Origin of the sequence: Xanthomonas sp. CFBP 8445, assembly GCF_025666235.1 — a bacterium.
GTDB classification, from domain to species: Bacteria; Pseudomonadota; Gammaproteobacteria; order Xanthomonadales; family Xanthomonadaceae; genus Xanthomonas_A; species Xanthomonas_A indica.
Map to the genome: position 1 here is coordinate 2250261 of NZ_CP102594.1, position 19338 is coordinate 2269598.

Consider the following 19338-nt stretch of genomic DNA (forward strand, 5'->3'; position numbering starts at 1 on the left):
GCAGCCGTCAGGCTGCCTTTTTTGTGTGCGCGCGGGTCTGTACAGCAATGCTTGATGCCGGACCCTCACCCCAACCCCTCTCCCGGTGGGAGAGGGGCTATGTGCTGCTCCCTTCTCCCATCGGGTGGCCCGCAGGAGGGCCGGATGAGGGGAGGGTGCCGCCCGCTTACAGCGCCTCGATGATGCCCGCGGCGCCCATGCCGGTGCCGATGCACATGGTGACCATGCCGTACTTCTGCTTGTGCCGACGCAGGCCGTGCACCAGGGTGGCGGTGCGGATCGCGCCGGTGGCGCCCAGCGGATGGCCCAGGGCGATGGCGCCGCCCAGCGGGTTGACCTTGGACGGATCCAGGCCGCTGTCGCGGATCACCGCCAGCGACTGCGCGGCGAAGGCTTCGTTGAGCTCGATCCAGTCCAGCTGGTCCTTGCGCAGGCCGGCCTGCTTGAGCGCCTTCGGAATCGCCTCGATCGGGCCGATGCCCATCACTTCCGGACGCACGCCGGCGACCGAGAAGCTGACGAAGCGGGCCAGCGGGGTCAGCCCGTAGTCCTTGATCGCCTGCTCGGAGGCCAGCAGCACCGCACCGGCGCCGTCGCTCATCTGCGAGGAGTTGCCGGCGGTGACGCTGCCGCCGAACTGGCCGTTGCGGAATACCGGGCGCAGCTTGGCCAGGCCTTCGATCGAGCTGTCCGGGCGCGGGCCTTCGTCGGTGTCGACCAGCTTCTTGCGCAGCGCGATGACGTTGCCGGCCAGGTCGGGCTGGTGCGAAACGATCTCGTAGGGGCTGATCTCGTCGCGGAACTCGCCGGCGGCGATCGCGGCGATGGCCTTCTGGTGCGAGGCGAGGGCGAAGGCGTCCTGGTCCTCGCGCGACACCTTCCATTCCTCGGCCACCTTCTCGGCGGTGATGCCCATGCCGTAGGCGATGGCGACATGGTCGTCGGCGAACACGCTCGGCGACAGCGCCACCTTGTTGCCCATCATCGGCACCATCGACATCGATTCGGTGCCGCCGGCCAGCATCAGGTCGGCGTTGCCCAGGCGGATCTGGTCGGCAGCCAGCGCCACCGCCTGGATGCCCGAGGAGCAGAAGCGGTTGATGGTCTGCCCGGCCACCGAGTTCGGCAGGCCGGCCAGCAGCACGCCGATGCGCGCCACGTTCATGCCTTGCTCGCCCTCGGGCATCGCACAGCCGATGATCGCGTCGTCGATGCGCGAGGTATCGATGCCCGGCGCCTGCGCGACTACCGCGCGCAGCACGTGCGCCAGCATGTCGTCGGGACGGGTATTGCGGAACATGCCCTTGGGCGCCTTGCCGACCGGGGTACGGGTGGCGGCGACGATGTAGGCTTCCTGGATCTGTTTGCTCATGGCTTTCTCCGAAAGCCGGGAATAGGGAATGGAGAGTCGGGAATCGTGAAGCGATTCGCGCGATCTGCGGCAGTCCTACTTCCGGCAGAAAATTAGGGGGAGAAGGAGGAGCCGGGAATGCGTTTCCATTCCCGATTCCCCATTCCCGATTCTCAGTTCCTAAGCGGCTTACCCGTCTTGAGCATGTGCCCGATGCGCGCCTGGGTCTTTTCCTGCTGGGCCAGTTCGACGAAGTGCTTGCGCTCGAGCTTGAGCAGCCATTCCTCGTCCACCAATGCGCCGCGATCGACCTCGCCGCCGCAGACCACGGTGGCGATGCGGGTGGCGATCTCGTAGTCATACTCGCTGATGAAGCGGCCTTCCAGCATGTTGACCAGCAGCATCTTGAAGGTGGCGATGCCGACGTCGCCGGCGACCTGGATGCGTCGCGCCGGCAGCGGCGGGCGGTAGCCGCCCTCGGCCAGGGCACGCGCCTCGGCCTTGGCGATGTACAGCGATTCGTAGCTGTTGAACACCACCTTGTCGGTGCCGCGCAGCAGGCCCAGCTCCTTGGCGTTGACCGCCGAGGTGGAGACCTTGGCCATCGCCACGGTCTCGAAGGTCTTCTTCAGTTCGGCGAACACATCGCCGCCCGGACCCGCGGCCTGCGCCGCGCGCACCGCGATCTCCTTGAGGCCGCCGCCGGCCGGCAGCAGGCCCACGCCGGCCTCGACCAGGCCGATGTAGCTCTCCAGCGCGGCCACGGTCTTGGCGCTGTGCATCTGGAACTCGCAGCCGCCGCCCAGCGCCAGCCCGCGCACCGCCGCGACCACCGGCACCAGCGAATACTTGATGCGTTGGCTGGTGGCCTGGAAGTTGGCCACCATCGCCTCGAACGCATCGACCTTGCCGGCCTGCAGCAGGCCCAGCGCGCCGGCCAGGTCGGCACCGGCCGAGAAGGGTTCCTTGTGCTGCCACAGCACCAGGCCCTTGAAGTCCTTCTCGGCGCGGCCGACCGCTTCCTGCAGACCATCGAGCACCTGGTCGGACACGGTGTTCATCTTGGTCTTGAAGCTGACCACGGCGATGTCGTCGCCGTCGTGCCACATGCGCAGACCGTCGTTCTCGAACACGGTCTCGCCCTGCGCGAACTTCTCGCCCAGCAGCGGATCGGGGAAGCGCTGGCGCTTGTACACCGGCAGCGCCGAGCGCGGCAGCTTGGCGTCGCGCGCCGGGCTGTACGAGCCTTCGGCGGCGTGCACGCCGTCGCGGCCGTCGAACACCCAGTTCGGCAGCGGCGCGCTGCTCATGCTCTTGCCGGCGGCGATGTCGTCGGCGATCCACTGCGCGACCTGCTTCCAGCCGGCGGCCTGCCAGGTCTCGAACGGACCCAGCGCCCAGCCGTAACCCCAGCGGATCGCCAGGTCCACGTCGCGCGCGGTCTCGGCGATGTCGGCCAGGTGGTAGGCGCTGTAGTGGAACAGGTCGCGGAAGGTCGCCCACAGGAACTGCGCCTGCGGATGCTGGCTCTCGCGCAGCTTGGCGAACTTCTCGGCCGGGTTCTTGATCTTCAGGATCTCGACCACGTCCGGCGCCGCGGCGCGGTCGGCAGGGCGGTAGTCCTGCTTCTGCAGGTCCAGCACCACGATGTCCTTACCGACCTTGCGGAAGATGCCGGCGCCGGTCTTCTGGCCCAGCGCGCCCTTGCCGATCAGCGCCTCCAGCCACTTCGGCGCCTTGAAGAAGGCATGCCACGGATCGTTCGGCAGGGTGTCGCCCATGGTCTTGATCACGTGGGCCATGGTGTCCAGGCCGACCACGTCGGAGGTGCGGTAGGTGGCCGACTTCGGACGGCCGACCAGCGGGCCGGTGAGGCCGTCGACCTCGTCGAAGCCCAGGCCGAACTGCTCGGTGTGGTGGATGGTGGACAGGATCGAGAACACGCCGATGCGGTTGCCGATGAAGTTCGGGGTGTCCTTGGCGTAGACCACGCCCTTGCCCAGGGTGGTGACCAGGAAGCTCTCCAGGCCTTCCAGCACCGCCGGCTCGGTGTGCTTGGCCGGGATCAGCTCGGCCAGGTGCATGTAGCGCGGCGGGTTGAAGAAGTGCACGCCGCAGAAGCGGTGGCGCAGCTGCTCCGGCAGCACGTCGGACAGGGCGTTGATGCCCAGGCCGGAGGTGTTGGAGGCCAGCACCGCGTGGTCGGCCACGAACGGCGCGATCTTCTTGTACAGGTCCTGTTTCCAGTCCATGCGCTCGGCGATGGCTTCGATGATCAGGTCGCAGCCGCGCAGCTGCTCCAGGCCGGAGTCGTAGTTGGCCGGGGTGATGGCCTCGGCCAGCGCGGTGCTGGCCAGCGGCGCCGGGCTGAGCTTGGTCAGGTTGGCGATCGCCTTGAGCACCACGCCATCGGCGGGGCCTTCCTTGGCGGGAAGATCGAACAGCACGGTGTCGACGCCGGCGTTGGTCAGGTGCGCAGCGATCTGCGCGCCCATCACGCCCGCGCCCAGGACGGCGGCACGGCGGACTAGCAGGGGATTGGACATAGCGATCAGCCTCTGTGGGTCAACGTTTGCGGGATCAGGGAGCCGAGTGGGCGAGGAAGCCGGCTTCGGCGAAACGGATGAGTTCGCGGGCGGCGTGGGCGCGATGCGCGCTCTCGCTGACGCCGGCGGGGCGCTTGATCAGGCCGAAGTCGGCCATGGCGTAGGTCAGGGCGCCGGCCAGGAAATCCAGGCGCCAGTACAGCTCCTGCTTGCTCAGTCCTGGAACGCAGGCGGCAATGGCCTTGCCGAACTCGCGCAACACGTGGCCGTAGTGGTCGGACAGGAACTGGCGCAGGCTGTCGTTGTTCTCGGCGTAGGCGCGGGCGATCACCCGCACGAAGGCGCCGCCGCTCTGCCGCTCCTGGGCCATGGCCAGGGCCGGCTCGACGAAGGCGGCCAGCACCGGGCCGAGCTGGCCGGGATGTTGCCGCTGTGCGGCCTCCAACTGCGCCATGCGCGCGGCGGTCATTTCGTCCATGCGCCGCCGGAACACCTCGTTGACCAGGTTTTCCTTGGACCCGAAGTGGTAGTTGACCGCAGCGATGTTGACGTCGGCCTGGCTGGTGACCTGGCGCAGCGAGGTGCCGGAAAAGCCGTGCTGCGCGAACAGGTCCTCGGCCGCGCTGAGGATGCGGTCCTTGGTCGAGAAGTGCGCTTGCTTTGCCATGCGGCCGCCAGAATCAATCAAACGATTGTTTGAGTCTAGGCCTGGCCGGCAGTGGCGTCATGCTGCTGTGCAGCACGATTCAGCCTGGCCGTGCAAAGCCGGCGCCGATTGGATAGAATTGTCCATCGCAATTCTGGCTAAGCCCGCGTTTTGACGCGGGTTTTTTTCATGTTAACCTCGGGCCTTCAGTGGCCCGCCCAACGGAGAACTTCCCATGGCGCTGGAGCGCACCCTGTCCATCATCAAGCCCGATGCCGTCGCCAAGAACGTCATCGGCGAAATCTACTCGCGCTTCGAGAAGGCCGGCCTGAAGGTCGTGGCCGCCAAGTACAAGCAGCTGTCGCGCCGCGAGGCCGAGGGCTTCTACGCCGTGCACCGCGAGCGTCCGTTCTTCAACGCGCTGGTCGAGTTCATGATCTCCGGCCCGGTGATGATCCAGGCGCTGGAAGGCGAGAACGCCGTGGCCGCGCACCGCGACCTGCTGGGCGCCACCAACCCGAAGGACGCTGCGCCGGGCACCATCCGCGCCGACTTCGCCGATTCGATCGACGCCAACGCCGCGCACGGCTCGGATTCGGTCGAGAACGCCGCCAACGAAGTGGCGTATTTCTTCGCTGCCACCGAAGTGGTTTCGCGCTAAGCGAGGTCGTCGTGAACGAGGTCGTCCATCCTCCCTTGGCCATCGCCGATCCCGTGCGGACCGGCGCGGCGGCCAAGCAGAATCTACTCGACCTCGATCGCGAGGGCCTGGAGCGTTTCTTCGCCGAGACCCTCGGCGAAGCGCGCTACCGTGCCCACCAGGTGATGAAGTGGATCCATCATCGCTACGTCACCGACTTCGACCAGATGACCGACCTCGGCAAGGCGCTGCGCGCCAAGCTGCAGCAGCATGCCGAGGTCGTCGTCCCCAACATCGTGTTCGACAAGCCCTCCGCCGACGGCACCCACAAGTGGCTGCTTGCGATGGGCGTGGACGGCAAGAACGCGATCGAGACCGTGTACATCCCCGACAAGACCCGCGGCACGCTGTGCGTGTCCTCGCAGGTCGGCTGCGGTCTCAACTGCACCTTCTGCTCCACCGCCACCCAGGGCTTCAACCGCAACCTGTCCACCGCCGAGATCATCGGCCAGGTGTGGGTGGCGGCGCGGCACCTGGGCAACGTGCCGCACCAGATGCGCCGTCTCACCAACGTGGTGATGATGGGCATGGGCGAGCCGCTGATGAATTTCGACAACGTCGTGCGCGCGATGAGCGTGATGCGCGACGACCTGGGCTATGGCCTGGCCAACAAGCGCGTGACCCTGTCCACCTCGGGCCTGGTGCCGCAGATCGACCGGCTGTCCAGCGAGAGCGACGTGTCGCTGGCGGTGTCGCTGCATGCGCCCAACGATGCCCTGCGCGAGACCCTGGTCCCGCTCAACAAGAAGTACCCGATCGCCGAACTGATGGCCGCCTGCGCGCGCTACCTGCGCGCCAACAAGCGCCGCGAGTCGGTGACCTTCGAATACACCCTGATGAAGGGGATCAACGACCAGCCCGAGCACGCGCGGCAACTGGCGCGGCTGATGCGCCAGTTCGACAACGCGGTGCAGTCGGCCAACGCCGGCAAGGTCAACCTGATCCCGTTCAATCCGTTCCCCGGCACGCGCTACGAGCGCTCCGGCGAGACCGAGATCCGCGCGTTCCAGAAGATCCTGCTGGATGCGCAGGTGCTGACCATGGTGCGGCGCACGCGTGGCGACGACATCGATGCGGCCTGCGGGCAGCTCAAGGGGCAGGTCATGGACCGCACCCGCCGCCAGGCCGAGTTCAAGCGCGAATTGCAGACGCGGGCGGATCGGGATGCGGCGGCGTAGCCAACGGCGTTCCCTCGCGGTGGTGGCGATCGCAGTGCTGGCCTTGCCGGGCTGCAACTGGATCGCCGCCAAGACCGGTACGGTGCGCACCGCCGAGCAGGTGCAGCCGCATTATTCCTTCCGCGACAACCGTGCGGTGAAGGCGCGTGTCGCCTTGCAGGAGCAACTGGGCCTCGCGGCCAATGGGCTCGCCTCCAACGACCTGGACGCCGCGCAGACGCACGCGCGCAAGGCGCTTTCGTTGGACGCCGATTCGGTGGACGCCTTGACCGTGCTGGCAGTGGTCGCCGATCGCCGTGGCGATGCCGCGACCGCCGGCGGCTACTACCGCAAGGCCGCCGAGCTGGCGCCGAGCAATGGCGCGACCTTGAACAACTACGGCGCCTGGCTGTGCGCGAACGGTTCGCCGGCCGAGTCGCTGACCTGGTTCGACCGCGCGCTCGCGCTGCAGGACTACGCCACGCCGGCCTCGGCCCTGGCCAACGCCGGCGGCTGCGCGCTGCAGGTCGGCCAGCGCGAGCGCGGCGTGCGCGACCTGCGCAAGGCGCTGGACCTGGATCCGGACAACGCGTACGCGCTCGAGGCGATGGCCCGCAACGAGGTCGCGCAAGGGCGCTTTTTCGAGGCGCGGGCCTTCTCCGAACGGCGCCTGGCGGCTGCGCCTGCCACCGCTTCCGTGTTACAACTTGCTATTCAGATTGAGCAAAGGCTGGGCGACAAGGCTGCCGCCGGCCGTTACCAACAGCGGTTGCGCAAGGAGTTTCCCGACGCCGCGACCACGACACCCGGGGCTAGTGCATTGTGATCAGTGATTCCAATCCGAACGCTTTCGATGGCGCCAAAGGCTGCGGGCAACAGCTCCGCGAAGCGCGCGAAGCGGCGGGCCTGAGCATCGACGACGTCGGCAGCCGACTGCGCATGCCGGTGCATGTGGTGCAGGCACTCGAGTCGGAGCAGTGGCAGCGCCTCGGCGCGCCGGTGTTCGTCCGCGGGCAGCTGCGCAGCTATGCGCGCCTGCTCGGCGTCGATCTGGAGCCGTTGCTGCAGACCGCGCAGATCGCGCCGGTGCAGCCGGTCGAATTGATCAGCCACACGCATACCCCGCCGCTGCGGCGCATGCTCGAGAACGCCACCAGGCGCATGGTCTACGTGGTGATCACCGCCGGACTGGCGGTGCCGGTGTGGTACGCCACCCGCAGCCATTTCGCCGACGACAGCGGTCCCAGCACCGCGTCGCTGGACGTGGTGCCGGGCGCGCCGGGCAGCACCGCCGCCGCGACCGCAACGCCTGCCGCCGGTAACCCCGCGCCGGCACCGGCCGCGCCGGCGGCCGCCGCACGGCCGGCACCGAACGCTGCGCCGTACATCGCCTCGCTGACGCCGATGCCGCGTCCGGCGGCGGAGCCGGAGAAGAACAGCCTGAGCCTGTCGTTCCAGGGCGACAGCTGGGTGCAGATCCTCGCACCGGACGGCACGCCGGTGGAGAAGGCGTTGCTCAAGGCCGGCGAGAGCCGCACCTATGCGCCGGGCCAGGTCGGGCGCGTGGTACTGGGCAATGCCTCCGCGGTCCAGGTTCAGCATGCCGGGAGTACCGTGGACCTGACCCCGTTCAGGCGCGCGAACGTGGCGCGCTTTGCGGTATCCTCTGACGGTTCCGTGGTGCCCGCCTCCGAGTGACGGCGGCGCGGTTCCTCACTTTCCACATTTCATGTCCCGTCGCAGCGGCGGGGCGAGAGTACGCATGGCGATTGACGACCTGCTCGACGAGCACGAACAAAGCGAACGCGTCCGCACTTGGCTCAGGAAGAACGGCGCTGGCCTGATCGGCGGCATCGTGCTGGGCCTCGGCGCGATCATCGGCTGGCAGTGGTGGACCAAGCAGCGGTCCAACGACCTGGCCCAGGCCAATGCCCGCTACGAAGCGGTGCTCAAGAGCATCCAGGCCAATCAGTTGGACAAGGCCGCCAAGGACATGGCGGAACTGCAGAAGGGCTCGGCCAACATCTATGCCGAACTGGCGGCGCTGCGCCTGGCCAAGGCGCAGGTCGATGCCGGCAAGTCCGATGCCGCGCTGAGCACGCTGCGCGCGCTCAAGGCCGACGGCGAAATGAAGGTGCTGGTCGACCACCGCGTGGCCCGGCTGCTGATTTCCGGCGGCAAGCCGCAGGACGCGCTGCCCCTGGTGGCCTCGGCCACCGACGCGCAAGGCCTGGAAATTCGCGGCGATGCGCTGATCGCGCAGGGCAAGCGCGACGCGGCGCGCGATGCGTACAGCAAGGCGCTGACCAGCCTGGACGTGGCCTCGCCGCAGCGGCGCGTGGTCGAAACGAAATTGATGGATGCGGGCGGCAGCGTGCCGAATGCCGCGGAGCCGATCTGATGAAGGTAGTCATGTTCAAGCGTGTCGCCACCGTGGCCCTGCTGGGTCTGGCGCTGTCCGGCTGCACCACCGTCAAGGGCTGGTTCGCCGGCAAGGATGCGGCCGCCAAGAAAGCCGCCGAGCCGGCCGAACTGGTGAAATTCACCCCGTCGGTGAAGGTGGTGAAGCTGTGGTCCACCGACGCCGGCAAGGGCGAGCGCCGCATCGGCGTGCGCCAGCATCCGGTGGTGGCCGACGGCAAGGTGTATGCGGCCGCGACCTCCGGCACGGTCTACGCGCTGGATCTGCAGACCGGCAAGACCCTCTGGGAATACGACGCCAAGCAGGCGCGCAAGCAGCAGCTGTCGCAGGTCGAGGACCAGCCGAAGAGCCAGGTCGAGAGCGAGTCCGGCAAGAACCTGTCCAAGGACGAGCGCGCCGCCTACAAGCAGCGCCTGCGCAACGAGAAGCAGCAGGCCAAGGAGCGCAAGCGGCTCGAGAAGAAGCGTCCGCTGCCGCGCTTTGCCGGCGGTCCGGGCGTGGGCGACGGCTTGGTGGTGGTCGGTGCGCTGGACGGCGAGGTGATCGCGCTCGATGCCGCCAACGGCACCGAGAAGTGGCGCGCCAAGGTGCCCAACGAAGTCATCGCCGCGCCGGTGATCGCGCAGAACATGGTGTTCGTGCGCAGCAACGACGGCCGCACCACCGCCTTCGATGCGGCCACCGGCCAGCAGCGCTGGTTCAATGCGCAGGAACTGCCGAGCCTGACCGTGCGCGGCAACGCGCCGGTAGTGGCGGGTCCGGGCGTGCTGTTCATCGGCAACGACGACGGCACCCTGGCCGCGCTTGCGATGCAGGATGGCCGCGTGCTGTGGGAGCAGACCATCGGCGTGCCGGAAGGCCGTACCGAACTGGAGCGCATGTCCGACGTCGACGGCGCACCGGTGCTCGACGGCACCACGCTGTACGCCACCAGTTTCAAGAACGAGACCGTGGCGCTGGAAGGCCCCAGCGGCCGCCCGCTGTGGAACCGCGATCATGGCGGCGCCGGCGGCGTCGGCGTCAGCTCCGGCAACGTGGTGGTGGCCGACAACGCCGGCACCGTGTGGGCGCTGGACAAGGCCTCCGGATCGGCGATGTGGTCGCAGCCGGGGCTGGCGCGTCGCTCGCTGACCGGCGTGGCGATCCAGGGCGATTACGCCGTGGTGGGCGACTACAAGGGCTATCTGCACTGGCTGCGGCTCGACAACGGCGAGTTCGCCGCGCGCGAGCGGGTCGGACGCCAGCCGCTGGTGGCGCAGCCGGTGGTCGCGGACGGAATCCTGCTGATGCAGAACACGAAAGGCGACCTGACCGCGTTCCGGTTGGGTCAATAACAAAAGAAGGATGTCGCGATGCTGCCGCTGGTCGCCCTGGTTGGACGGCCGAATGTCGGCAAGTCCACGCTGTTCAACGCGCTGACGCGCAGCCGTGACGCGCTGGTCCACGACCAGCCCGGCGTCACCCGCGATCGCCACTACGGGGTGTGCCGGCTGGCGCCGGAGACCCCGTTCGTGATCGTCGATACCGGCGGCATCTCCGGCGAAGAGGAAGGCCTGGCCGGCGCCACCGCCGAGCAGGCGCGCGCCGCGGCCGGCGAGGCCGACCTGATCCTGTTCGTGGTCGACGGCCGCGAGGGGTCGTCCGCACTCGACGACGAGATCCTGGCCTGGCTGCGCAAGCTGGCGCGGCCGACCCTGCTGCTGATCAACAAGATCGACGGCACCGACGAGGACCAGGTGCGTGCCGAGTTCGCGCGCTACGGCCTCGGCGACGCCATTGCGGTCTCCGCGGCGCACCGCCACGGCATCGACGATCTGCTCGATGAGGTGCTGGAGCGGCTGCCGGAAGAGGGTGCCGGCGAGACCCTGGACACCGATCCGGCGCGCATGCGCATCGCCTTCGTTGGCCGCCCGAATGTCGGCAAGTCGACCCTGGTCAATCGCCTGCTGGGCGAGGAGCGCATGATCGCCTCCGAGGTGCCCGGCACCACCCGCGACTCGATCGCGGTGGATCTGGAGCGCGACGGCCGCCTGTATCGGCTGATCGACACCGCCGGCCTGCGCCGTCGCGGCCGCGTCGAAGAAGCGGTGGAGAAGTTCAGCGCGTTCAAGACGCTGCAGGCGATCGAGCAGTGTCAGGTGGCGGTGCTGATGCTCGATGCCGGCGAAGGCGTGACCGACCAGGACGCGACCGTGCTCGGTGCGATCCTCGACGCCGGTCGCGCCTTGGTGGTGGCGATCAACAAGTGGGACGGGCAGAGCGACTACCAGCGCGCCCAGGCCGAGGATCTGCTGTCGCGCAAGCTCGGGTTCGTCAGCTGGGCCGAGGCGGTGCGCATTTCCGCCAAGCATGGCTCGGGCATGCGCGAGTTGTTCCAGGCGATCCATCGCGCGCACGCCTCGGCGGTGCGCGAGTTCAGCACCAGCGAAGTCAACCAGGCGCTGGAAATCGCCTACGAGAGCAATCCGCCGCCGAGCATCCGCGGCCACGTTTCCAAGCTGCGCTACGTGCATCCGGGCGGCAGCAACCCGCCGACCTTCATCGTCCACGGCACGCGCCTGAAGGTGCTGCCCGAGTCGTACAAGCGCTACCTGGAGAACTTCTTCCGCAAGCGCTTCAAGCTGGTCGGCACGCCGGTGCGCTTCATGTTCCGCGAAGGCGCCAATCCGTACGAAGGCAAGAAGAACGTGCTGACTGAGCGCCAGATCGCCAAGAAGCGGCGCCTGATGAAGCACGTCCGCGGCAAGTAGCCGCACGATGGACCCGCAGCGCGCGATCACCCTCGGCATTCTCGCCGGCGGCCGCGCGCAACGCCTGGGCGGGTGTGACAAGGCCTGGCTGCAACGCGACGGGCAGGCGCAGGTGCAATGGCTGGTGCAGGCGTTGGCGCCGCAGGTGGCCGCAGTGCTGGTCAGCGCCAACCGCAGCCTGTCGCGCTATGCCGGCATCGGCCTGCAGGCGCTGCCGGACCGTGTCGCGGCGCCGGCCGAGGCCGAACGTTCGCTGGGACCGATCGCCGGGCTGGACGCACTCGCCGCCGCCTGCGCCACGCCCTGGCTGCTGACCGTGCCGGTCGACCTGTGCCGGTTGCCTCCGGACCTTCCGATCGTGCTGGCCGCGGCCGCTGCGGACCGCGATGGCGCCTGGGTCGAGGATGCCGCCGGCGCGCAGCCGCTGGTGGCGCTGTATCGGGTGGCCGCGCTGCGCCCGGCGCTGGAAGAGGCGCTGGCGGCCGCCCGCTATGCGCCGCGCGCGGTGCATCAGCGCCTGCGAATGACGCCCGTGCCGTTGCCGGAACTCGTGCTGGGCAATCTGAACACGCCGCAGGACCTGGCCGCAGCGGGTATCCTGCCGCCACCATGACCGACTATCCCTCCCGGATCGCCTACACCGACGCGCTGGCGATCGTCGCTGCCGCCGCGCGTGCCCGCCCCGTCAACAGCGAGCGCCTGGCGGCGTCGCGCGCCGACGGCCGCATCCTGCTGGAACCGCTGGAGGCGCCGATCGACCTGCCGCCGTTCGCCAACAGCGCGATGGACGGCTTCGCGCTGCGCCATGCCGACCTGGCCCCGGGGGCGCCGACCGACTTGCGCCTGGCCGGCGAGCAGTTCGCCGGCGCCGATCGGCAGCAGGCACTGGCACCCGGCGAATGCCTGCGGGTGACCACCGGCGCGCCACTGCCGGCCGGTGCGGATACGGTGGTGATCAAGGAGAACGTGCACGAGCACGACGGCTTAGTGCAGATTCCGGATGGGATCGCCGCCGGCGCGCATGTGCGTGCGCGCGGCGAGGATGTGCGCGCCGGCGAGCGCGTGCTCGAGGCCGGCATGCTGCTGACGCCCTCGCGGATCGGCCTGGCCGCGGCCCTGGGCATGGACCAACTGACGGTGGCGGCGCGGCCGACCGTGGCGGTCTTCGCCACCGGCGACGAATTGGTCGAGCCGGGCCTGCCGTTGCAGCCGGGCCAGATCTACAACAGCAACCGCGACATGCTGATGGCGCAGCTGCGCCTGCTCGGTCTGGCGCCGACGGCGTGGCCGACCCTGCCGGACGATCCGCAGCGCATCCAGGCCATGCTCGCCGATGCGGCCTCGGCGTTCGACGTGGTGCTGACCTGCGGCGGCGTCTCCGCCGGCGAGAAGGACTACCTGCCGCGGCTGCTGGCCGAGCACGGCCGCATCCTGTTCTGGAAGGTGCGCATGCGCCCGGGCATGCCGCTGCTGTTCGGCGAGTGGGATCGCGCCCTGTTCCTCGGCCTGCCGGGCAATCCGGTGTCGGTGCTGGCGACCTTCCTGGCGATCGGGCGGCCCTTGCTGGATGCGCTGCAGCGGCGCAGCGAGCCGCACCGGGCCTGGCGCGCACGGCTGGCGTCCGGCTGGGACAAACGCCACGACCGGCTGGAGTTCCTGCGCGGGCGCATGCGCTGCGATGCGCACGGCCAACTGTGGGCGGAACCGAATCCTGCGGACGGCTCGCATCGCCTGCGCGGCGCCGCCGACAGCGACGTGCTGCTGCGGTTGGAGGAGGGCGCGCGCCAGTTCCAGGCCGGCGACGTGGTCGAGGTGGTGCCGTACTGAGCGGCGCGGCGGGCGGCGGACGCGGGCCCGGTTTGCGCCGATAATGCGCGCATGGGCATTCGAGAACTGACCCCGGCACAGGCGCAGGCGCGGCAGGCGCAGGGTGCGCGCTTGCTCGACATCCGCGAGGAGCACGAGCGCGCCACCGGCATGGCCGCCGGCGCGCAGGGCGTGGCCCGCGCGCAGTTGCAGGCTGACCCGGCCGCCTATCTCGGCACCGGGACCGAGGTGCTGCTGATCTGCCAGAGCGGCAAGCGCTCGCACGACACCGCGGTGTTCCTGGAACAGGCCGGCTACCCGCAGGTCGCCTCGGTGCTGGGCGGCACCACGCGCTGGCAGCGCGAGGGCTTGCCGCTGCAGCGGCCGGCGCTGGCGCCGGAGCAGGAGGACTTCTTCGACCGCTATTCGCGGCATCTGCGCCTGCCCGAAGTCGGGGTCGAGGGCCAGCGGCGGCTGCAGGCCGCGCGCGTGCTGCTGGTCGGCGCCGGCGGCCTGGGCTCGCCGGCCGGTTTCTACCTGGCCGCGGCCGGGGTGGGGCAGTTGCGCATCGCCGACGACGACGTGGTCGAGCGCAGCAACCTGCAGCGGCAGATCCTGCACGGCGACGCGCGGATCGGCCAGGCCAAGGTGGACTCGGCCGCGGCAAGCCTGGGCGCCCTGAATCCGGGCGTGCGGGTGGAGGCGGTGCGCGAGCGGGTCACCGCCGGCAACGTCGAGCGGCTGCTGCAGGACGTGGACGTGGTGCTGGACGGCTCGGACAATTTCCCCGCGCGCTACCTGCTCAACGATGCCTGCGTGAAGCTGGGCAAGCCGTTGGTGTACGGCGCGGTGCAGCGCTTCGAGGGCCAGGTCAGCGTGTTCGACGCCGGCCGCCGGCGTGGGCAGGCACCGTGCTACCGCTGCCTGTTCCCGGAGCCGCCGCCGCCGGAGTTCGCACCGAACTGCGCCGATGCGGGCGTCCTCGGCGTGCTGCCCGGCATCGTCGGTCTGCTGCAGGCCAATGAGGTCTTGAAGCTGCTGCTGGACATCGGCGAACCGCTGCGCGGCCGCCTGCTGCATTTCGACGCGCTGGCGATGCGCTTCCGCGAAACCCGCCTGTCCGCCGATCCTCAGTGCCCGCTGTGCGCGCCGGACCGGCCGTTTCCAGGCTATATCGACTATGCACAGTTCTGTGGCGCTGAGCCTTAGCTGTCATTAGGTGTCGCTGTTCGCGGCGGCGTCCGTACCCTCATCCGCCCCTTCGGGGCACCTTCTCCCGATGGGAGAAGGGAAGTGGGGTCCCGGTGGCCGAAGCAGTGTCGCGACGCTTAAGCCCCTCTCCCCTCGGGAGAGGGGTTGGGGTGAGGGTACGGGCGCGAAGCGCTTCGCAATGCCTGGCTGCACTAGCCGTCGTTGTACACAGCCGCACCCGCGCCCTCATCCGCCCCTTCGGGGCACCTTCTCCCGATGGGAGAAGGTAGGCGTGGTCCGTGGATTGATCGCATGATCGCGATCGTCCGGTGCACGATCGCGTGCACGCCTCACGAAGGCGCGTTGCGCACACCACGCAGTGCGCCGCGTCTCACCTCGCATCCCGATCCATGGGGATGCTCCGGCCTTGTGCGTAGAATCGGGGCATGACGAGTGCAGCCGACAGCAGCGAATTGATCAAGGTGGTGGCGCTGCTCGGCGCCGCCGTGGTGGCGGTGCCGGTGTTCCGTCGGCTCGGCCTGGGCTCGGTGCTCGGCTATCTCGCAGCCGGCCTGGCGATCGGTCCGTTCGGTCTGGGCTGGTTCTCCGATCCGCAGGCCATCCTGCACGTCGCTGAACTGGGCGTGGTCATGTTCCTGTTCGTGATCGGCCTGGAAATGCGGCCATCGCACCTGTGGAGCCTGCGCAAGCAGATCTTCGGTCTGGGCACCGCGCAGATCATCGTCTGCGCCAGCGTGCTGACCGGCGTCGGCCTGGCCTTCGGGTTTCCGTTGCCGGTGGCCTTCATCGCCGCATCGGGCTTCGTGCTGACCTCCACCGCGGTGGTGATGCAGTTGCTCGGCGAGCGCGGCGACATCGCCTTGCCGGCCGGGCAGAAGATCGTGGCGATCCTGCTGTTCGAAGACCTGTTGATCGTGCCGCTGTTGGCGGTGGTGGCGTGGATGGCGCCGGTGCCGGCGGATGCCTCGGCGCCGTCGCGCTGGATCGGCATCGGCATCGGTGCCGCGGCGATCGTCGGTCTGCTGGCGGCCGGGCGCTGGCTGCTCAATCCGCTGTTCCGGCTGCTGGCTGCGGCCAAGGCGCGCGAAGTCATGACCGCGGCCGCCTTGCTGGTGGTGCTGGGTGCGGCGCTGCTGATGCAGCTCGGCGGGCTGTCGATGGCGATGGGCGCGTTCCTGGCCGGCGTGCTGCTGTCCGAATCGACCTTCCGCCACCAGATCGAAGCCGACATCGAGCCATTCCGCGGCATCCTGCTGGGGCTGTTCTTCCTCGGTGTCGGCATGGCGCTGAACCTGGCGGTGGTGGCAGCCAACTGGACCCTGATCCTCAGCGGCGTGCTTGCCTTCATGGTGGCCAAGGCCGCGTGCATCTACCTGGTCGCGCGGCTCACCGGCAGCGGCCATGCGCAGGCGCTGGATCGCGGCGTGCTGATGGCGCAGGGCGGCGAGTTCGCCTTCGTGCTGTTCGCCGCCGCCAGCGGCGCCGGCGTCATCGACGCGCAGATCAACGCCAACCTGACCGCCATCGTGGTGCTGTCGATGGCGCTGACGCCGCTGTTCGTGCTGCTGTACCGACGCTGGGCACCGGTGGAAGCGCCGTCGATGGAAGGCGTGGATGCGGCCGACGGCCTCACCGGCAGCGTGCTGATCATCGGCTTCGGTCGCTTCGGCCAGGTCGCCAGCCAGTCGCTGCTGGCGCGCGACGTGGACGTGACCATCATCGACAACGACATCGAGATGATCCAGAGCGCGGCCAAGTTCGGCTTCAAGATCTACTACGGCGACGGCACCCGCCTGGACGTGCTGCACGCCTCCGGCGCGCACAGCGCCCGCGCCATCGCGGTGTGCGTCGACAACCGCGAGGCGGCCAACCGCATCGTCGAACTGGCCAGGCACGAATTCCCGCAGGCCAAGCTGCTGGTGCGTTCCTACGACCGCGAGCACGCGCTGGAACTGATCGCCGCCGGCGTCGACTATCACATCCGCGAAACCTTCGAATCCGCGGTGGAGTTCGGCCAGGCCGCGCTGATCGAACTGGGCATGGACGAGAGCGAAGCCCGCTCCATCGCCCGCGAGATCCGCCGCCGCGATGCCGAGCGGCTGGAACTGGAGATCGCCGCCGGCACGGTGCGCGCCGGCACCGGCCTGATGTACGGCAACATCACCCCGGCGGTGCCCACGCCGACCCCGTTCACGCCGCCGCGGCGCGAGAGCCGCACGCTGAATCCGGAAGGCGTGCCAGTGGCGGAGCCGATGCAGGAACGCGACGACGCATAGCCTCGCTTGTTGACGCAACTGTAGGAGCGGCTTCAGCCGCGACAGTGTCTTCCCGGGAACGCCTGGTCGCGGCTAAAGCCGTGCCTACGACAGGCGCCCAGCCTCAGCGAAAGAGCGCCTGCAACGCCTGCACGTAGCCCAGGATCGTCGCTGATGTCGTTCGATGGCGCCAGCGCAGCAACGTGACGGCACGTAACCACAATCGGCGGCGGGGAGTTATGGCGCGGCTTCAGCCGCGACAGTGCCTTCCCGGGAAGACACTGTCGCGGCTGAAGCCGCTTCTACGACAGGCGTCCAGCCTCAGCGAAAGAACGCCTGCAGCGCCCGCATGTAGCCTGGATCGTCGCTGATGTCGTTGTGGTCGGCCTGCGAGAAAGCGACCACGGTCGGGCGCTGCGGCAGGGCCTTGAGCAGGGCATCGGTGCTGGCCGGCGGCACCACTTGATCATGGCCGGCACGCAGGATCAGCAGCGGGCCGCGGTAGGCGCGCAAGGCCCGCGCCGAGTCGTAGCGGTCGCGCAGCAGCCAGCGCACAGGGACCCACGGATAGTGCGCCTGCGCCGCCGAGACCAGGCTGTCGAACGGCGTCACCAGCACCAGCCGCGCCACCGCGCGACGTGCCGCCAGTTGACTGGCCACGCCGCTGCCCAGGCTGCGCCCCAGCACCGCGATCTGCGCCTGCGGCTGCGCGGCGCGCACGTGGTCGTACAGCGCCACGGCATCGCCGACCAGTGCGGTCTCGCTGGGTGTGCCATCGCTGGCGCCATAGCCGCGGTAGGCGAGCAGGTAGAGGCTGTGGTCGGGCAGGGCGGCCTGCAGCTGCGCGCGTGCCTGGCGCAGGTCCTCGGCATTGCCGCCGAAGTACAGCAGCACCTTGTCGCGGCCAGGATTGACCTGCCAGCCGCGCACCTGCACGTCCGCGCTGCGTCGCAGCGCGAAGTCGGTCTGCGCCGGTGCCACCCGCGTGCCCTGCGGGACGTACAGCAGGTCGCGCTGGCCCAGGTAGAGCAGGGCACAGACCACCAGATAGGCGGCGACGAGAATGGCGGCCGCGATCGCGGTGTAGCGCAGCATCGCTAGCCGTGCTTGCGCTGCGCCTCGGCGAAGGCGGCCAGTTGCGCCGGGGTGGCCTCGGCCTGGTGCTGCGCCTTCCAGTCGGCGAACGGCATGCCGTAGACGCGTTCGCGCGCCTGTTCCTTGCTGAGATCTTCGCCTTCGGCCGCCGCCGCCTCGCGGTACCAGTCGGCCAGGCAGTTGCGGCAGAACCCGGCCAGGATCATCAGGTCGATGTTCTGCACGTCGGGGCGGTCGTGATTGAGGTGCTGCAATAGGCGGCGGAAGGCGGCGGCCTCGATGCGGGTGGTGTCGGTCATGGCGGAATCGGGGACAATGGACATCCCCCGACTCTACACCCGCCCGCCCCGATGACCGATTCCGCGCCCGTCTCCTCCGTCCCGGCCCGCATCCTCGACGGGCGGCGCATCGCCGACGACCTGCTCGACCAGCTCAAGGCGCGGGTCGACGCGCGGCTGGCGGCCGGGCAGTCGCGGCCCGGGCTGGCGGTGGTGCTGGTGGGCGGCGATCCGGCCTCCACGGTGTACGTGCGCAACAAGCGCCGCGCGGCCGAGAAGGTCGGCATCGAGGCGTTCGACTACGACCTGCCGGCCGGCACCAGCGAAGCCGAGCTGCTGGCGCTGATCGACCGGCTCAATGCCGATCCCAAGATCCACGGCATCCTGGTGCAGTTGCCGCTGCCGGGCATCCCCGATGCCAGCCGGCTGATCCACCGCATCGATCCACGCAAGGACGTGGACGGTTTCCATCCGGAGAACGTCGGTCACCTGGCGCTGCGCGAGTTCGGCCTGCGTCCGTGCACGCCACGCGGCATCGTCACCCTGCTGGCGCATACCGACCAGCCGGTGCGCGGGCGCAACGCCACCATCGTCGGCGTCAGCAACCACGTCGGCCGGCCGATGGCGCTGGAACTGCTGATCGCCGGCTGCACGGTCAGCTGCTGCCACAAGTTCACCCCGCCGGAGGTGCTGCAGGCGCGGGTGCGCGACGCCGACATCCTGGTGGTGGCGGTGGGCCGTCCCGGGCTGATCCCGGGCGAGTGGGTCAAGCCGGGCGCGGTGGTGATCGACGTCGGCATCAACCGCCTGGACGACGGCCGCCTGGTCGGCGACGTCGGCTTCGACGCGGCGGCGCAGCGCGCCAGCTGGATCACCCCGGTGCCGGGCGGCGTGGGGCCGATGACCGTGGCCACGCTGATGCAGAACACGATTGAGGCCGCTGAGGCGGCGGGGAGTCGGGATTAGGAATTCGGGATTCGTTGAAGGCTGCGCGGGATTGGGGATTCGGGATTCGGGATTCGTTAAAGGCAGTGGCCGGGATTGGGGATTCGGGATTCGAGATTCGTTAAAGGCAACAGCAAAAGCGCATGCACGGCGCATCCGGGATCGGTAGGCCTTC

The 19338-nt window shown here is 69.2% G+C and carries 17 protein-coding genes; 12 read left to right on the forward strand and 5 right to left on the reverse strand.

The annotated features are described in order from the left end of the window. Positions 1–166 precede the first annotated feature (166 nt). The 3 genes from NUG21_RS09530 to NUG21_RS09540 form a co-directional block, all read right to left on the reverse strand. A complete protein-coding gene (locus NUG21_RS09530) occupies positions 167–1372 on the reverse strand; it encodes an acetyl-CoA C-acyltransferase (protein WP_019798701.1) in 1206 nt (401 codons plus the stop codon). A gap of 152 nt (positions 1373–1524) precedes the next feature. Continuing rightward, positions 1525–3897 carry a 3-hydroxyacyl-CoA dehydrogenase/enoyl-CoA hydratase family protein gene (locus NUG21_RS09535; protein WP_263392908.1) on the reverse strand — a complete coding sequence of 791 codons (2373 nt, stop codon included), beginning with the start codon at positions 3895–3897 and terminating at the stop codon, positions 1525–1527. 34 nt (positions 3898–3931) lie between these two features. Beyond that, positions 3932–4564: a TetR/AcrR family transcriptional regulator gene (locus NUG21_RS09540; protein ID WP_160947814.1), complete on the reverse strand. Its 633-nt coding sequence runs from the start codon at positions 4562–4564 to the stop codon at positions 3932–3934. A 214-nt stretch (positions 4565–4778) separates the two neighbouring features. On the opposite strand from NUG21_RS09540, the gene ndk reads away from it, so the two are divergent. The 11 genes from ndk to NUG21_RS09595 all read left to right on the forward strand — a co-directional run bounded on the left by ndk (position 4779) and on the right by NUG21_RS09595 (position 16866). Then, positions 4779–5204 carry a nucleoside-diphosphate kinase gene (gene ndk / locus NUG21_RS09545; RefSeq protein WP_002812972.1) on the forward strand — a complete coding sequence of 142 codons (426 nt, stop codon included), beginning with the start codon at positions 4779–4781 and terminating at the stop codon, positions 5202–5204. A gap of 35 nt (positions 5205–5239) precedes the next feature. Next, on the forward strand, positions 5240–6421 hold the full coding sequence (gene rlmN / locus NUG21_RS09550) for a dual-specificity RNA methyltransferase RlmN (protein WP_160947870.1): 1182 nt from the start codon (positions 5240–5242) through the stop codon (positions 6419–6421). After that, positions 6408–7226, forward strand: a complete 819-nt coding sequence (pilW, locus tag NUG21_RS09555) for a type IV pilus biogenesis/stability protein PilW (protein WP_160947813.1) — start codon at positions 6408–6410, stop codon at positions 7224–7226. Before rlmN ends, pilW begins: the two co-directional genes overlap by 14 nt. Next, entirely contained in the window at positions 7223–8098 is an 876-nt protein-coding gene (locus NUG21_RS09560; protein ID WP_242083221.1) for a helix-turn-helix domain-containing protein, read from the forward strand. Before pilW ends, NUG21_RS09560 begins: the two co-directional genes overlap by 4 nt. 64 nt (positions 8099–8162) lie before the next feature. Beyond that, entirely contained in the window at positions 8163–8801 is a 639-nt protein-coding gene (locus tag NUG21_RS09565) for a YfgM family protein (protein WP_160947811.1), read from the forward strand. Then, positions 8801–10156, forward strand: coding sequence for an outer membrane protein assembly factor BamB (bamB, locus tag NUG21_RS09570; RefSeq protein ID WP_160947810.1), 1356 nt, complete (start codon positions 8801–8803; stop codon positions 10154–10156). Before NUG21_RS09565 ends, bamB begins: the two co-directional genes overlap by 1 nt. An 18-nt stretch (positions 10157–10174) precedes the next feature. Further along, positions 10175–11572, forward strand: a complete 1398-nt coding sequence (der, locus tag NUG21_RS09575; RefSeq protein WP_263392909.1) for a ribosome biogenesis GTPase Der — start codon at positions 10175–10177, stop codon at positions 11570–11572. A gap of 7 nt (positions 11573–11579) precedes the next feature. After that, positions 11580–12185, forward strand: a complete 606-nt coding sequence (locus NUG21_RS09580; RefSeq protein WP_263392910.1) for a molybdenum cofactor guanylyltransferase — start codon at positions 11580–11582, stop codon at positions 12183–12185. Beyond that, positions 12182–13399 (forward strand): molybdopterin molybdotransferase MoeA, encoded by a 1218-nt coding sequence (glp, locus tag NUG21_RS09585; protein ID WP_160947807.1) that lies wholly within the window; start codon positions 12182–12184, stop codon positions 13397–13399. Before NUG21_RS09580 ends, glp begins: the two co-directional genes overlap by 4 nt. Positions 13400–13450: 51 nt before the next feature. Beyond that, positions 13451–14587, forward strand: a complete 1137-nt coding sequence (gene moeB, locus NUG21_RS09590) for a molybdopterin-synthase adenylyltransferase MoeB (RefSeq protein ID WP_263392911.1) — start codon at positions 13451–13453, stop codon at positions 14585–14587. 428 nt (positions 14588–15015) lie between these two features. Further along, on the forward strand, positions 15016–16866 hold the full coding sequence (locus NUG21_RS09595; protein ID WP_263392912.1) for a monovalent cation:proton antiporter-2 (CPA2) family protein: 1851 nt from the start codon (positions 15016–15018) through the stop codon (positions 16864–16866). Positions 16867–17166: 300 nt separating this feature from the next. On the opposite strand, the gene NUG21_RS09600 is transcribed toward NUG21_RS09595, so the two are convergent. After that, positions 17167–17940, reverse strand: a complete 774-nt coding sequence (locus tag NUG21_RS09600) for an alpha/beta hydrolase (RefSeq protein WP_263392913.1) — start codon at positions 17938–17940, stop codon at positions 17167–17169. Between the two features lie 2 nt (positions 17941–17942). Beyond that, a complete protein-coding gene (locus NUG21_RS09605) occupies positions 17943–18239 on the reverse strand; it encodes a DUF1244 domain-containing protein (protein WP_019800098.1) in 297 nt (98 codons plus the stop codon). 51 nt (positions 18240–18290) lie between these two features. Here NUG21_RS09605 and folD point away from each other — a divergent pair, with 51 nt between their 5' ends. Continuing rightward, positions 18291–19184, forward strand: a complete 894-nt coding sequence (gene folD, locus NUG21_RS09610; protein ID WP_263392914.1) for a bifunctional methylenetetrahydrofolate dehydrogenase/methenyltetrahydrofolate cyclohydrolase FolD — start codon at positions 18291–18293, stop codon at positions 19182–19184. Positions 19185–19338 lie beyond the last annotated feature (154 nt).